Annotated in this window: 12 protein-coding genes; 7 read left to right on the forward strand and 5 right to left on the reverse strand. The window is 32.8% G+C overall.

Going from position 1 to position 15426, the window contains the following annotated elements:
* Positions 1 to 28: 28 nt before the first annotated feature.
* The 4 genes from asnS to QYS48_RS00805 all read left to right on the forward strand — a co-directional run bounded on the left by asnS (position 29) and on the right by QYS48_RS00805 (position 4225).
* The gene (gene asnS, locus QYS48_RS00790) at positions 29 to 1480 is read left to right on the forward strand and encodes an asparagine--tRNA ligase (RefSeq protein WP_308357117.1); all 1452 of its coding nucleotides are present in this window, start codon (positions 29 to 31) and stop codon (positions 1478 to 1480) included.
* An 87-nt stretch (positions 1481 to 1567) separates the two neighbouring features.
* The gene (locus tag QYS48_RS00795) at positions 1568 to 1921 is read left to right on the forward strand and encodes a four helix bundle protein (protein WP_308357119.1); all 354 of its coding nucleotides are present in this window, start codon (positions 1568 to 1570) and stop codon (positions 1919 to 1921) included.
* A gap of 100 nt (positions 1922 to 2021) precedes the next feature.
* Positions 2022 to 3248: an imidazolonepropionase gene (gene hutI / locus QYS48_RS00800; protein WP_308357120.1), complete on the forward strand. Its 1227-nt coding sequence runs from the start codon at positions 2022 to 2024 to the stop codon at positions 3246 to 3248.
* Positions 3239 to 4225 carry a formimidoylglutamase gene (locus QYS48_RS00805; RefSeq protein WP_308357121.1) on the forward strand — a complete coding sequence of 329 codons (987 nt, stop codon included), beginning with the start codon at positions 3239 to 3241 and terminating at the stop codon, positions 4223 to 4225. Before hutI ends, QYS48_RS00805 begins: the two co-directional genes overlap by 10 nt.
* Here QYS48_RS00805 and QYS48_RS00810 read toward each other — a convergent pair whose 3' ends face one another.
* Together QYS48_RS00810 and QYS48_RS00815 are read right to left on the reverse strand one after the other, a co-directional pair.
* Complete coding sequence (locus tag QYS48_RS00810) at positions 4226 to 6013, reverse strand: 4Fe-4S dicluster domain-containing protein (RefSeq protein WP_308357122.1); 1788 nt, start codon at positions 6011 to 6013, stop codon at positions 4226 to 4228. It abuts the gene before it with no gap.
* 6 nt (positions 6014 to 6019) lie between these two features.
* Complete coding sequence (locus QYS48_RS00815) at positions 6020 to 7351, reverse strand: FAD-dependent oxidoreductase (protein ID WP_308357123.1); 1332 nt, start codon at positions 7349 to 7351, stop codon at positions 6020 to 6022.
* Between the two features lie 134 nt (positions 7352 to 7485).
* On the opposite strand from QYS48_RS00815, the gene QYS48_RS00820 reads away from it, so the two are divergent.
* Positions 7486 to 8211: a DUF547 domain-containing protein gene (locus tag QYS48_RS00820; RefSeq protein WP_308357124.1), complete on the forward strand. Its 726-nt coding sequence runs from the start codon at positions 7486 to 7488 to the stop codon at positions 8209 to 8211.
* 41 nt (positions 8212 to 8252) lie between these two features.
* Here the strand turns inward: QYS48_RS00820 and QYS48_RS00825 are convergent, their stop codons facing one another.
* On the reverse strand, positions 8253 to 8735 hold the full coding sequence (locus tag QYS48_RS00825; protein WP_308357125.1) for a DUF4494 domain-containing protein: 483 nt from the start codon (positions 8733 to 8735) through the stop codon (positions 8253 to 8255).
* 86 nt (positions 8736 to 8821) lie between these two features.
* On the opposite strand from QYS48_RS00825, the gene QYS48_RS00830 reads away from it, so the two are divergent.
* Both QYS48_RS00830 and QYS48_RS00835 read left to right on the forward strand, forming a co-directional pair.
* Entirely contained in the window at positions 8822 to 9979 is a 1158-nt protein-coding gene (locus tag QYS48_RS00830) for a class I SAM-dependent RNA methyltransferase (RefSeq protein ID WP_308357126.1), read from the forward strand.
* 20 nt (positions 9980 to 9999) lie between these two features.
* Entirely contained in the window at positions 10000 to 11025 is a 1026-nt protein-coding gene (locus tag QYS48_RS00835; protein ID WP_308357127.1) for a hypothetical protein, read from the forward strand.
* Between the two features lie 14 nt (positions 11026 to 11039).
* Here QYS48_RS00835 and QYS48_RS00840 read toward each other — a convergent pair whose 3' ends face one another.
* Both QYS48_RS00840 and QYS48_RS00845 read right to left on the reverse strand, forming a co-directional pair.
* On the reverse strand, positions 11040 to 14453 hold the full coding sequence (locus QYS48_RS00840; RefSeq protein WP_308357128.1) for a two-component regulator propeller domain-containing protein: 3414 nt from the start codon (positions 14451 to 14453) through the stop codon (positions 11040 to 11042).
* Between the two features lie 106 nt (positions 14454 to 14559).
* Complete coding sequence (locus tag QYS48_RS00845) at positions 14560 to 15423, reverse strand: nucleoside phosphorylase (RefSeq protein WP_308357129.1); 864 nt, start codon at positions 15421 to 15423, stop codon at positions 14560 to 14562.
* Positions 15424 to 15426 lie beyond the last annotated feature (3 nt).

Raw genomic sequence — 15426 nt, forward strand, 5'->3', positions numbered from 1 at the left:
ATTTACAAAAAATAAACGTAATTATTTTATGACTGTTCCGGCAAGAATTAAAATCAAAGAACTATTAGCTAGTGAAGCTACTGAGCAACAAGCAAATGTGAAAGGATGGGTAAGAACAAAAAGAGGTGGAAAGCCTGTTTTTTTTATTGCGCTAAATGATGGTTCTACTATCAATAATATTCAGATTGTTGCCGACCCAGAGGTTATCTCTGAAGATATCATTAAAGATATTACGACAGGAGCCGCTTTAAATGTAGTAGGAAAAGTAGTAGCTTCTCAAGGAGCTGGCCAGTCAGTTGAAATACTTGCTGAGACTATCGAAGTATTAGGCAAGGCTGATCCTGAAAAGTATCCACTACAGCCCAAAAAGCATTCAATGGAGTTTATGAGAGAAAAGGCTCATTTAAGAATGCGTAGTAGCACTTTTAGCGCTATTTTTAGAATTCGTCATTCTTTAGCTTTTGCGATACATGAATTTTTCCATAAAAAAGGATTCTATAATCTTCATACTCCAATCATAACAGCAAATGATGCTGAAGGTGCGGGTGAAACATTTCACGTAACCAATTTTGATTTGGACAAAATCCCTATGACTGATGACGGGAAAGTTGATTACAAACAAGATTTCTTTGGTAAGGAAACAAACCTAACCGTTTCTGGTCAGCTAGAAGGTGAATTGAGTGCAATGGCATTAGGCGAAATTTATACTTTTGGCCCAACCTTCAGAGCCGAAAACTCTAATACCACCCGCCACTTAGCTGAGTTTTGGATGGTAGAGCCTGAAATGGCCTTCTATGACTTAAAAGACAATATGGCTTTAGCCGAAGAAATGTTAAAGTATGTGGTGAAATATGCTTTAGATAATTGTAAAGATGATTTAGCTTTCCTTGCTAAAAGAGCTGATGATGAAGACAAGCAAAAGCCTCAGAATGAAAGGCAAGAAATGGGCTTAATTGAAAGACTAGAATTTATCTTAAATAATGATTTTGAGAAAGTTAGCTATACTGATGCTATTGAAATTCTTAGAAACAGTAAGCCAAATAAAAAGAAAAAATTCAACTACATTATTGAAGGATGGGGCGCTGATTTGCAATCTGAGCATGAACGTTTCTTAGTTGAGAAACATTTCAAAAAACCAGTCATACTATTTGACTACCCTAAGGATATCAAAGCATTCTATATGCGTCAGAATGATGATGACAAAACTGTAGGTGCAATGGATATTTTGTTTCCTGGCATTGGTGAAATTGTAGGCGGATCTCAAAGAGAGGAAAGACTAGAAAAGCTAACTCAAAGAATGAAAGAGATGAATATCCCAGAAGAAGAACTTTGGTGGTATTTAGATACTCGTAAATTCGGTACCGCTCCTCATAGCGGATTTGGACTAGGTTTTGAAAGGCTTATGCTTTTTGTGACAGGAATGGGAAATATTAGAGATGTAATTCCATTTCCAAGAACACCTGATAACGCTGAGTTTTGATGGGTGTTGGATGATGGATGTTGGATAATACATTTGTAAGCTTGAGTAGATTTATTTAGATTGAATGAATCAACCAAGCTTACAATTATGAGTTTTAAATTTGAAAAGCTTAGAATCTGGCAAATGTCAATGGATTTTGCTGAGGAAATTTATAAAATTTCTGAAGCGTTCCCTAAAACTGAAAATTATAATTTAACATCGCAAATCAGAAGAGCCGTTGATTCAATTGCTTTAAATATTGCAGAAGGATCAATACTTCAATCTTTACCTGAAAACAAAAAATTTTTAGGATACTCAATCAGGTCATTAGCAGAGGTTGTGACTTGCCTATATAAAGCAGAAAAAAGACAATACATTGACAGTAAATGTTTTAAAAATAACTATGATCAAGCTTACCTTTTAATGAATATGATGATAAGTTATCGTTCAAAAATTAAATAATACACATTAATCAACTCAGGGTAATGAGAATGTTTAAAAATCAAAGACTAAAATTCTTCAAACATCCATCACCCTTCACCCTGCAAACCACTTTTTAATCATGATCCTAACCAACATAAAGTCACTTTTTGGAATTAGAGAAGAAAATAAGTTATTAAGAGGTAATGAGCTAAGTACTCTTCCTTCTATTGAAAATGCTTATCTTAAAATAAAAGATGGCAAAATCTCAGCTTATGGGGATATGGATTCTTTAACTGTTGACTCCAATGATGAAATATATGATGTAAAAGGTCAATCTATTTTACCAGCATTCTGCGACTCTCATACTCATATTGTTTTTGCAGGAAGTAGAGAGTCAGAGTTTGTTGATAAAATTAAAGGCCTTAGTTATGCTGAAATTGCCGCGAAAGGGGGTGGAATTTTAAATTCAGCTAAGAAATTAGCTAAGACTTCTGAAGATGAATTATACGAGCAAGCCATGAAAAGAGTCATGGAAGTAATGCATTTAGGAACTGGAGCTTTAGAAATCAAAAGTGGGTATGGCTTAACGGTAGAGGCTGAATTGAAAATGCTTCGAGTAGTAAAAAGGATAAAAGAAAGTGTTGATATACCTATTAAATCTACCTTTTTAGGGGCACATGCCTTCCCAGTTGAGTACAAAGAGAATAAAGAAGCATATCTTAAAATCGTTACTGAAGAAATGCTCCCAGCTGTAGCAGAAGAAAATCTAGCGGACTATATAGATGTTTTTTGCGAAACAGGATTCTTCGATCAGGAAATGAGCGAAAAGGTATTAAATGCAGGTGCAAAATATGGTTTAAAAGGAAAAATTCATGCTAACCAGCTAAATAATAGCGGTGGTGTTCAGTTAGGGATTAAAACTAATGCGCTTTCAGTCGATCACTTGGAAACATTAGGTAAAGAAGAAATTGAGCTACTAGGGTCTCATGATATTATTTCAACCCTACTTCCTTCTGCCGCATTTTTCTTAAGAATGCAATATCCTCCTGCAAGAGAATTAATTAATGCAGGTGCTGCTGTTGCATTAGCGACAGATTATAACCCTGGCTCCTCTCCTAGTGGAAACATCCCTTTATTGATTGCATTATCATGTATTCAAATGAAAATGACTCCAGAAGAAGCAATTAATGCCGCAACCCTCAATGGAGCATTTGCTATGGAATCAGAAAAAGAAGTAGGATCAATTACCCGTGGAAAAAGAGCTAATCTAGTTCTCACTAAAGAAATTCCCTCATTAGCTTATTTACCTTATGCTTTTGGTTCTCAAAGTATTGACAAAGTAATGATTAACGGCTCATGGATATAGCAAATTTTAAATACCTAGATAAGGAAACACTCTTTACATTAACCCATAAAAGAGAGGGTGAAATTAAGATTGGAGAAAAAATTAGCTATGGTTCAGACTTTGAAAATAGTACTGCAAGATACGTAATTATAGGAATAGAAGAATCAATAGGTGTAAAAGGTAATTTAGGAAAATCAGGGACACACACTGCTTGGAATGCCTTTTTAAATGCTTTCCTCAATGTTCAAAATACTGATAGACTAAACGGAGATCCTATTCATATTTTAGGAAGCTTCCAATTTCAGGAAATCTTTCAAGAATGTGAGTCAACAGAAGACTATAGAGAAAAAGTTAGTTTGATAGATGATTCCATAAGTCCGCTAATTGAAAAAATCAGTCTAGCCGGAAAAAGATTGATAATTATTGGCGGAAGTCATGCCAATGCGTATCCAATAATTAAAGGAGTAAGCCAAGCTAAAAATTCTCCAGTTTCTGTCATTAATATGGATGCACATGCTGATTTCAGGAAATTGGAAGGAAGACACAGTGGTAATCCTTTCAGCAGTGTTAGGCATGAGGGATTCCTTGGACCTTATCATATATTAGGTCTGCATGAAAATTATAATAGTCAGACAATGCTTGAAGAAATGAGCAAGCAAAAAGATATTCAATGGTATTTCTATGAAGATATTTATCTTAGAAATAAAATAAGTTTCGATAAAGCTTTACATCATTTTATAGAAAACACAAAAGGAATAGCGGGTATTGAACTTGATATGGATAGTGTTGAAAATGTTTTAAGTTCGGCCATGACACCAACTGGTTTTAGTGCATTGGAAGCACGTAAATATGCATACAATACTGCTTACCAATTAAAGCCAAGTTACTTCCATATCTGTGAAGCAGCAGCAAAATTAGACAACGGACTAGAAGACCCTCAAACCGGTAAATTACTCTCTTATTTAGTGACTGATTTCATAAAAGGCTTGATGGAGTAATTACTTATCAAAACTATCATTTCCAATTAGTGACGGCTGGTTAAATCTTCCATCTTCATCTCTATTTTCAAGATTTAACACTCCTCTTGGGCATACAGATGAACATACACCACAACCCACACAGCTTGCACGCACAACATTTTGACCGCGCTGCGCATACCATCTTACATCAATACCCATTTCACAATAGGTAGAACAGTTACCACATGAGATACATTGCCCGCCATTAGTCGTAATTCTAAATCTAGATTTGAAACGTTGAACTATTCCTAAATAGGCGGCTAATGGACAACCAAAACGGCACCAAACTCGGTTTCCCATTAAAGGATAAAAGCCAGTACCAATAACACCAGAAAATACTGAACCAACCCCAAAGCCATAAACAGCTCTTATTTGATAACTGCTAATTCCTAGGACATTTGAATTACCTGAAAAATACGTGTAAAGCACTGCTGCAGTCATCAATACAGCAAAAACCAAGACACTGTGAACCATCCAACGCTCAATTTTCCATGCCCCTAAAGATTTATCCGATAATTGTCTATAAGGATCTCCCAAAGTCTCAGCAAGTCCACCACAGCCACAAACCCAGCTACAATACCATCTTTTCCCATACAAATAAGTAAATACAGGTACGCCAATAACAAACAAGGCTATTCCCCAACCTAGCATAAAAATACCGATAGTACCCGCCTCTATTTTCTCATTTAGCTGGTAGTCAAAAAAGAAATCATAATCCAGTGGCCACATATTTTTCAAATCCATATAAGGTTGATTCAGGCGAACCAAAATTTCAGGTATTACGAAAGCAAAGGCTAATTGAAAGAACATGACTGAAACTGTTCTAACCATTTGATACGGGCTATGTCTGTATTTTAATATCATTCTAATACCCATTACCAATATGGCTAGGGTATATAAGAATCCATACATAAACCATTGACTAGCAGGATTCCCGCTTAATAATTCACTTACAGGATCTACTATGATTATCCAGCTTGTCATATATTCTGGAAACCAGTATAAGAATATATAGAATGCGATTAAAAATGAGCCTAGCAAAATACCAATCCACCCTCTGTTTTTTAAAGAGCTGTGAAAAATACCGTCATTTTTAATTCCTGCTGATTCTGTTCTTAACCGAGGTAGCAAATACAATAAAGCTCCTAAAATTGGAATTCCAATAGATAATAGCAGCCATAATAATGGGTTTTGAGCTATAATACCTGAATGAGACTGCTTTACAATACTGAAAACTGTATTTTTAACATTATTATTACTGAATCCTTTCTGAGAAATAATAGAATTATTTACATCACTAATTACTTTCTCCAATTGAGATTTCATTTCAGTTTTTGAATCAAATTCTCTTCCACTCATCCATGAAGTATAATCCTGAAATTGCTTTAGCTGCCATTGGGTAACTTCACTATCATTCTTCTCAAAAGATGATGCTATGGTTGATTCATCAAATGTATTTCCTTCATTGCGGTTTACAATCTCCTCAGCCAGAGATTTATTGATCTGATAATCTGATTGAATTTTTTGATTAAAATTATCAAATATTGATTTAACATCATTTACAAATGAAAATTGACTTTGATATTCTTTTTGATAAATATCTAAATTAAAGCTTTCGACAATTTCATAGTTTGATTCTCCTAACTCTTGCTTTAATAATGATTGATCAAGCTGGAATTTACTTAAGAAGAATAAACTTAAGAAAGTAAAAAAACCAATTGTAAATACTATTAAACCTACTTTATGTGTAATTTTCAAGCTCTTCATGATATATTAAAATAATCCTAATATTTTATTTCTTTTTACTTTCACAGCCTCTTCAGGATATCTGTTATTGTACATTTCAATCAATTCATTTTCATAGGTCTTGAAAAATTCGGGATCAAAATTAGCTGACTTTAGATTTTGAAATACTTTTTTCATCTCCCACTTTTCTTTGATCATCTTATCGCATATTTCATGACGAAAACGAATCCCCATCACATTCACCCCTTTTAGGAATTTACTATCTTTATCAAAAACTAAGCGAATAGATTTTTCTCCATTTGGATGCTCCCAATAAAAATGCACTTCATTTTCATCATCAGGAAAATTTGGCACTTGTCCATAGGTTTGATATTCAATATCTAGGAATTTAGCTGAATTAAACCACACCCCTGGTTTGTAGGAAGTTTTAGTTCCTGTGATAGTCCTAGCCACAGTTTCACCATGCATACGTCCTGTATACCATACTTGTTCAATTGGCCTTCTATCTTCTGCAGGGGCATTTTCAAACTGGGCACAATCACCTATGGCATAAACTTGATCTTGATTGGTTTCAAAGAATTCGTTTACAATAATTCCTTTTTCTACCTTTAAATCAGATTTTCTTAAGAAATCAACATTTGGAGAAACACCAACCGTTAACCCAACAAATTGAGCCTCAATCTCTTCTCCATTTTGAAGCTTAACCGCAGTTGCACGTCCATTGCCATCATCTAGTATTTCAGAAATTTCAGACTCTAAAAGTAACTTAAATCCATGTTTTTGAATATGGCGATTTATCATATCCGATTCCTCAGGAGGTAAAACATTATTCCAAAAACTAGATTCTCTAACTATAAATGTTACTTCTATATCACGCGTATGGAGCATCTCCCCCATTTCTATACCGATAAGGCCTCCACCTACAATTGCTGCTTTTTGAGTTGACTCAGACCACTTTTCCATTGATTCTAAATCTTGATAAGAATATAACCCTTGAACCGCATCTAAATCTTGCCCGGGCCATCCAAATTTATTAGGCTTAGAACCTAAGGCTAAAATCAAAACATCATATTTTATATTATCAGACTGCTTTAGGTATAGTTCCTTAGTTTTGAAATCAATGGATTCAACTTTATCCTTTAATAAATCGAGCTTATTTTTCTTCCAGAAGGAGTCTTCATAAGGCTTTGTATGCTCATACTTCATGTGCCCCATAAAAATATACATCAAAGCTGTTCTAGAGAAAAAATGATCGGTCTCTGCGGAAATGATGGTAATAGCATCATCACTTTTTTTTCTAATATGCCTTGCGGCTGTGATACCCGAAATACCATTTCCAATTATTACAATATTACGCATAAGCTTTTTTCTAGGGCTCTGTTAGATGATTTTCAATTTTAAGCTTATTAAAACTAATCAATTGTCATTTCGAAGACAATAAAAAGCAATCCAAACTTAAAATGTTCTCGTTGTTGATGAAAAACTAATTAATTATGAAAAAAATAAATTTAACCTTTTTCGCCATCATTTTTTCGAGTATTAGCTTAATGGCTTACAGACAAGAGCTTAGAGATTTCAATCAGCAAGCAAATCAATTTCTTAAAAAATATGTAATGGACGGTAAAGTCGATTACAAAAATTTGAAAAATAACTTTGATGAAGTTGATCAACTATACAAATCATTAGCTACTATTAATATAAATACATTATCTGATAATGAAATCAAAGCATTATACATAAATGCTTATAACATTATAGTAATCAGACAAATTACAGAATATTACCCGCTTAAATCTGCATTAGATAAAAACGGCTTTTTTGATAAGGTGAAGCATAATGTTGGAGGAGAAATGCTGACACTGGATCAAATTGAAAAAGGTAAAGTGATTATTCCTTATGGAGATCCTAGAGTTCATTTTGCCTTTTCATGTGCAGCAATTGGTTGTCCTGAATTAGCAGATTTTGCATTTACAGCTGATAATTTAGATGCCCAATTAAATGAAAGAACCAGAAACTCCATCAATAATCCTGATTTTATAAAAGTTAATAATCAAGAAAATAAGGTTGAGATATCCATGATTTTCAAATGGTATGACAGAGATTTTAAAATGAAGGCTGAAAATGTAATGGCTTACATCAATAAATATAGAAATCAGAAAATACCATCTAACTATGATTATTCATTTTATGAATATGATTGGGGCTTAAATATTCAATAAAATGGTTTCCCCCAAGGAAATATAGTCCTTGGGGAATTTTTTTATTCATTTTCTTCAGGAGATAATTCTTCCTCCAGCTCAGATGATTCAGGAGAAATATCACCACTATAATTAAATACTTCTATAATAGGGCTTTCAATTACTTCAGGAACCTGAAAAGAAACTAGCATATTATTCAAGCTTAAATAAATTCTATCGTAAGCCTCTTTCACATTCTTAGCAGTCACAATCATTTGATTGGTAATTTTCTTTTCCTTTCCACTTTCTTCTGCAACATAATATACCACTTTACATTTATGCCAGATGTCAGCATCTTCATAGTGAAAAACATCTACTATTTTACTTTTGCTAATACCCGTAATCATGAATTCGCCTCTTACTCTCTCGCCCATCTCTTCGTAAATACGAGTTTCAGCCTCTGTAAAAGAAACCGCATCCACCAAATAAGGCTCAGTTACTGACTTCAACCTACCATTTTCATCTTCTTTTTGGTATTTCACCTTACACAAAAACCACTGCTTCATAATCTTATTATTCAAATTGGATTGCGAATATAAAGGAATTCAAAATCGAATGGAAATGGGTCATGAATTTGTTTTAACTTTGCCTAATGGAAAAAAGTAAAATTGTACTCCCCTGCCCCCCATATATAGCTCCTATCCTTAGGAAAGAAATAGAATCTCATGGTTACAAAATATCTCATGAAGGTCCGTTGGATGTTGCATTAGAAGGCACAAAAAACGATTGTATGTATCTTAATCTTCATTTAAGAACGGCAAATAAAGTTTTATTTCTGATCAAATCATTTAAGGCCAATAATCCTGATAAATTATACCAACAACTTTATCAAGTAAAATGGGAAGACTATTTAAACGAAGAGGGTTACTTATGTATTACCTCATACGTTAACAATGAGAAAATATTAAATACACAATTTGCGAATGTTAGGGTAAAAGATGCCATTGTAGATCGTTTGAAAGATAAAACAGGGAAAAGACCAGATTCTGGTCCATTAAGAAATCAGATGGTAGTATTCTTGCACTGGCAAGAAGATCAGGTTTCTGTTTACTTAGACACTTCAGGTGAAACCATAGCAAAACATGGATACCGAAAAATTCCTGGAAAAGCGCCAATGATGGAATCATTAGCTGCAGCCACTATTTTAGCGTCAAACTGGAGACCTGAGCAATCATTTGTAAACCCTATGTGTGGATCTGGTACACTAGCAATTGAGGCTGCTTGTATAGCAGCAAATAAAGCTCCAGGGCTTAACCGAGAAAAATTCGGCTTCCATTATTTAAAAGATTTTGACCTAAATGAATGGGATAATATGAAGCAGAAAGCCATAGAGAATGAAATCCCAATAAAATCTGAAATAATTGCAGGGGACTATAGTCGAATAGCCATTCAAGCAGCAAAACAAAACGCTGAAGAAGCTGGAGTAGCTGAATATATTCAATTTGAAAAGAAAGATTTTAGGGACAGCACCATTCCAGAAAATAATGGTGTGGTTTTTCTGAATCCAGAATATGGGGAAAGATTAGGTGATGAGGCTGAATTAGCCAAGGTTTATAGCCAGATAGGTGATTTCTTTAAAAGAGATTGTAAAGGAAAAACAGGCTATATATTTACTGGAAACCTAAATTTAGCCAAGAAAATAGGGCTTCGAACCAAAAGAAGAATCCCTTTTATGAATGCAAAAATAGAATGTAGATTGCTAGAATATGAATTATATGCTGGAACTAAAAAAGATAAAAGTTCTAAATAATCTAGTATCTTTCGAAATTCATGAAGCTGAATAAAAAAGACATTGAAACAGTTGATAAGGTATTAAATTACTGGAAAACTGAAGGGAAAATATCAGAAGAAAAAGAAAAGGAGCTAAAGCAAAGCCTTGATAAAAAGTCATTTAATTGGCAATATCTAGCTTATTATTCTTTTCTCTTTGCAATTGTTAGCCTATTAATAGCCGTAATAAGCATTTTTGCTGACAACGCTTTATTACAACTAATTGATTCTTTAATTGAAACTTCTTATTCAACCAAGTCAATCAGTTTCTTCCTAATAAGTATTGTATTCTTTTGGCTTGATACAAAGTTCAATGACAAGGTTAAAAACAAAAAATATAGCCGGTACATCTTTTCCTTTTTTGGTGCTATATTTTTAGCAATAGCTGCTGGCTTAACTTCCTATGTATTTAATTTAGAAGAAAATCCAGGTATTATAATTCTCTTACTTTCAATCTTGTATTTTATAATCGCTTCATTCAGAAAACAGGAGTTATTGTGGATTTTTGGAATTATTTCCTTTTTGATAGCCTATGGTGCTATTACTCATGATCTAGGCAAAAGTGAATACCGATTTATAGGGATGAATTTCCCCATGCGATTTACAATTCTAGGATTAATTTTATTTGCAGTAAGTCCTTTAATTAAAAGATCTAACAGGTTGAAAATTTTTATTGAACCCACTTATTGGAGTGCATTATTAGTATTCTTCATTTCATTATGGTTTTTAACCATATTCGGAAATTATGATAGTTATGACAAATGGTTAGAAATAAGACAATATTACTTATGGTGGTATAGCTTAATCCTTCTTCTAGCAAGTTTTGCGGCTATCCTAATTGGTATTAAAAAGGAAGACTCCACATTAAAAAACATTGGAGTTTCCTTTATCTTTCTCAATCTCTACACACGTTATTTTGAGTATTTCTGGGATGAACTCCATAAAGCATTATTTTTCGGAATTATAGCTATTTCCTTTTGGTTTATAGGAAAGAAAGCTGAAAAAATATGGGATAAGGAATCTTAAATATAATTTCTCCTTTAGCTTATTTTTTCTTTAGGAATTTCCGGCATAGGAATATCAATTCTAAAGCATGCAGATTTATTTTTATCAAGCTGTATGCTTCCACCTAATTTAGATACTGCTAAGCGAACACTGTATAAACCAAGCCCTAATCCTCTCTTATATTCTGTAGCGACAAAAAACATATTAAATATGCGGTCTCTAATATCAGGATTAATACCCAATCCAAAATCTTCAAAAATGATTTGATAAGAATGATTCTTTTCATCTTTCTCAAATTGAATTAATACATTTGGTTTTTCTCCTCGTTTTGAAAATTTAATTGAATTATCAATCAAATTAGAAAATACAATCTTCAAATGCATCATATCTGTTAAGATATCTTCATCTTGAGCTTTCAATTCAATATCAATGAATTGTTGCCAGTCCTCATTATCAGGTAAATTTTCTTTCGCAGCACTAATTATTAATTGACGAAGATTATGATTTTTTATTTTTAATCCCTCTTGCTTAAGCTTATTGATTTTTTGAAGATTGAAAAGAATATTATTCATTCTTTCTGCCGTTATATTTATCTTTTCAAAATAAGAATGGGCTAATACTTTATCCTCTTCCTTTAATGCTAAATAGCATAAACCTAATATAGTTGAAACGGGACCTTTTAAATCATGAGCTGCTCTATAGAAAAAGGTATCAAATTCATGTTTGGCAATTTTCAAATCATCATTTGCCTCTCTTAATTCATGTGTTCTTTCACTTACTACTTCCTCGAGCTGAATATTATTTAGTTTAAGCTCATCATTTTGCTTTTGAATAATAGCATTTTTACTAGCAATTTCCTCATTTTGCTTCGTAATTTCTTCCTTCTGTTTGATTACTAGGTTTTGGTTCTCTAATAATTTCCTGTTAGCCAATTCCAACTCTGAAGTTCTTTCTTCAACTTTTGATTGTAGCCTAATCTGTGCAGCTTTAAGGTATTTAACTCTTAATTGAATGTAGATAAATATTAGAAACCCTAAACCAACTATAGCTACAATACGGAACCAGTTGGTAGCCCAAAAGGGAGGATCTACCTTAATGTAAAGTTCTTTAATATTAGAAGACCAAATCCCATCCCCATTACTGCCCTTAATTTTCAAATTATATTCTCCTGGAGGTAAATTTGTAAACGAGAAATGTCTTCTTTCATTATTCATGATCCAGTCCTTATTGAATCCTTCTAATTTATAAGCATATTTCTTATCTCCCTGATTACTTAAATCGGTAGAAGCTACTTCGAAGGACAATATGTAATCACTATATTTAAGGAAAACCGTATCAGTAGTAAAATCATCTATCGATCTCTCGCCTTCCTCACTTATTATCCCTATAGATATTACATTAATTTCAGGAGAATAATTACTTCTTTTAATTTCATCAGGTTTAAAAACGTTAAGACCATTGAACCCCCCTGCAAATATTCTCCCATCCTCTAAGGTTGTTATAGAGCTTCTTACAAACTCTTCTCCTTGCAAACCATCAGAACTTGTATAATTAACAAAGCTTTCTGATTTAGTATCAAAAAGAGATATCCCACTATAAGTAGTAATCCATAAATTACCATTTAAATCTTCTGTAATTCCTGATATATTATTATCAACCAAGCCATCTTCTTCTGTGTAGGTTTTAAAATAAATACTATCTCCATTTTCAATCAATTTGGCAATACCTCCACCACCAGTACCAATCCAAATATTGTCATTTCTATCTTCTGAAATGGTTCTGATAACGTTATAATTTATGCTATAAGGATTATTTCGATCATATCGAAAATGCTTAAAGTCATCAGTTTTTGGTCTGTACAAATCAAGACCATAATCTGTACCTAACCATATTCTATTTTTTGAATCAATTAAAATTTTATGAACTCTATTATTAGATAATGAATTTGGATCATTTAAATCATGTAGGTAGCTTTTGAATTTCATAGTTTCCTTATCAAAAATTGCTAGGCCACCATCTCCTAACAAACCAATCCATAGTTTTCCATCATCTGATTCCGATATAGTTTCAATAAAATTAGTAGGGATAGAAGTAGAATCTCCTTTAACATGCGTATATGAAATTAATTTACCAGTATCTCGATCATATCTGGATAATCCATAATTCCACATCCCAACCCATAAAATGTTATCTGAATCTTCATATAGCAACCAAGCCCTGTCGTCAGGAAATTTAGAATCACTTTTAATAATTTGCTGAAATTCTAATCCGTCTTCCTTTTCAATTATTAAGTCTATACCAGCATCATTTGCTACATAAATATTCCCTCTAGTATCTTCATAAATATAATTTACTGCATTGGATGAAAGGCTATTGGGATCTTTAGCATCAGCCTGATATAAATCAAATTTCTTACTATTTAAATTGAAGGAAGAAACCCCACCACCATGTGTTCCTATCCAATAATTTGAAGATTCATCTTTAAAAATTTCAACAATGTCATTACTAGATATTGATTTCGGATTAAATTGGTTCTCCTTAAATTGGTATTTTACTTTACGATTATTATCAATAAGGAATAATCCATCTCCGAAAGTTCCTAACCATATACCTTGATTATCAGCAGCGTAAATCTTTCTTGAATAAACATTTCGATTACTGTCTTTTATTAAATCAATCTTAACAAAACGATCAGAATTAGCCTCTTTATAATGTAATCCACCAAGTTTTGTAGCCACCCAAAGGGTATTTTTGGAATCTAAAAATAAATCACGAATATCATCATCCAATAATCCATTATCTCCTTTCAAATAGAGCTCAGAACTGAATGTATCTAAATTAATTTTATGAAGACCATTCCGAGTACCTACCCATATTTCATTAATGGAGGCAGCTTTACTAATGCAATACACTACTGGATTATTTAATTGAGGTATTTTGCTTTTAGGAGATACTTTGTGTTCAAATTTTTCTGAAGGTAAATGAAAGCGGTTTAATCCATTCTTAGTTCCTAACCAATAAATAGAATCTGATTGCTTATATATTTGATATACTACATTATCACTTATTGAATAGGGATTATTAGGATCATTTATATAATGCTTAAAAATGGAATTTTTATCAAATTTATTAAGCCCGCCTCCATAAGTTCCAATCCATAAATTCCCTTTTTTATCTTCTACAATATCTTTAATATAATTATTACTGATACTAGAAGAGTCATCTAATACATATTCATAACTTACAAAGTTGTAACCATCATATCTGTTTAATCCATTTTGAGTTCCTAACCATAGAAATCCCTCTGAACCCTGATAAATAGCCTCTACAATATTCTGGGCAAGACCATCATTCACATTTAAATGATTAAAATCAGTATTTCCCAACTGTGTTTGAGCTATTACAGGGATAGCTAAAAATTGCACTATTAACAGATATAAAACCCTCATTTATTGAAACTTATTTTTCAAAATAGGATTAAATACTGTTAAAATCAATGATTTTCGATAAACTATAACTGAAGAGCTACAGACTAAATATAAAAATATTAAGATTTTACAAAGTAGAAGCTTTATCTAACACAAATTTGATCAATGAATCTATAGTTTTATCAGAGTTTTTAGAAAACTCATGACTAATTCTATTAGCTATGATAGCATTACAGCTTAAAACTTCATGTCCCAAAAGTCGGCCCATTGCATAATAGCCAGCTGTTTCCATTTCAAAATTAGTCAACCATAAATCACCATAATGGAACATAGATAAGCTTTCTACAATTTTAGGGAACTTGATAGGACTCCTTAATTTTCGGCCCTGAGGGGCGTAAAAGCCTGGGCATGTAATGGTATTCCCTATATTTATACCTTCAGAAAAATGCTTCAGAAGGTAAGAAGACCCTTCTACACAATAAGGTCTAAACGGTAGGCCCACTTCTAATTGAAGCGCTGATTCTACATTCGTTTCAGCTTCTGTTCTTTCTAATGGGTAAAATTGCATTAAGGTATCTAAACCTATGGCAAATTGTGAAGCTAATAAAGAATCAACTGGTAAGTCTTGCTGTAAACCACCGGAAGTACCAATTCTAATAATTTTTAATGATTTTTGTTTAGCTTTATCTTCCCTCTTTTTAAGATTAATATTGGCTAAAGCATCTAATTCTGTCATTAAAATCTCAACATTGTCGGTACCCATACCGGTCGACATGACTGTGAGTTTTCTACCTTTATAAGTACCAGTATGTGTGATAAACTCCCTTTTATTCATTTCAAAAGTGATTTTATCGAAATACTGACTGACTTTATGAACTCTAGAGGGATCTCCTACTGTAAGGATCACATCTGAAATATCCTGAGGCCTTAAACTTAAATGATAAACCGATCCGTCTTTATTTAGGATTAACTCTGACTCAGGATATTTCATATT

Source organism: Marivirga arenosa, from assembly GCF_030503895.2.
Taxonomy (GTDB): domain Bacteria; phylum Bacteroidota; class Bacteroidia; order Cytophagales; family Cyclobacteriaceae; genus Marivirga; species Marivirga arenosa.

What these genes read in the sequence shown, in the direction of transcription:
- QYS48_RS00815 (WP_308357123.1), bottom strand. Translation starts at nt 7,351, where the DNA reads ATGCGTAATATTGTAATAATTGGAAATGGTATTTCGGGTATCACAGCC.
- QYS48_RS00845 (WP_308357129.1), bottom strand. Translation starts at nt 15,423, where the DNA reads ATGAAATATCCTGAGTCAGAGTTAATCCTAAATAAAGACGGATCGGTT.
- QYS48_RS00820 (WP_308357124.1), top strand. Translation starts at nt 7,486, where the DNA reads ATGAAAAAAATAAATTTAACCTTTTTCGCCATCATTTTTTCGAGTATT.
- QYS48_RS00830 (WP_308357126.1), top strand. Translation starts at nt 8,822, where the DNA reads ATGGAAAAAAGTAAAATTGTACTCCCCTGCCCCCCATATATAGCTCCT.
- QYS48_RS00825 (WP_308357125.1), bottom strand. Translation starts at nt 8,735, where the DNA reads ATGAAGCAGTGGTTTTTGTGTAAGGTGAAATACCAAAAAGAAGATGAA.
- QYS48_RS00835 (WP_308357127.1), top strand. Translation starts at nt 10,000, where the DNA reads ATGAAGCTGAATAAAAAAGACATTGAAACAGTTGATAAGGTATTAAAT.
- asnS (WP_308357117.1), top strand. Translation starts at nt 29, where the DNA reads ATGACTGTTCCGGCAAGAATTAAAATCAAAGAACTATTAGCTAGTGAA.
- QYS48_RS00805 (WP_308357121.1), top strand. Translation starts at nt 3,239, where the DNA reads ATGGATATAGCAAATTTTAAATACCTAGATAAGGAAACACTCTTTACA.
- hutI (WP_308357120.1), top strand. Translation starts at nt 2,022, where the DNA reads ATGATCCTAACCAACATAAAGTCACTTTTTGGAATTAGAGAAGAAAAT.
- QYS48_RS00840 (WP_308357128.1), bottom strand. Translation starts at nt 14,453, where the DNA reads ATGAGGGTTTTATATCTGTTAATAGTGCAATTTTTAGCTATCCCTGTA.
- QYS48_RS00810 (WP_308357122.1), bottom strand. Translation starts at nt 6,013, where the DNA reads ATGAAGAGCTTGAAAATTACACATAAAGTAGGTTTAATAGTATTTACA.
- QYS48_RS00795 (WP_308357119.1), top strand. Translation starts at nt 1,568, where the DNA reads ATGAGTTTTAAATTTGAAAAGCTTAGAATCTGGCAAATGTCAATGGAT.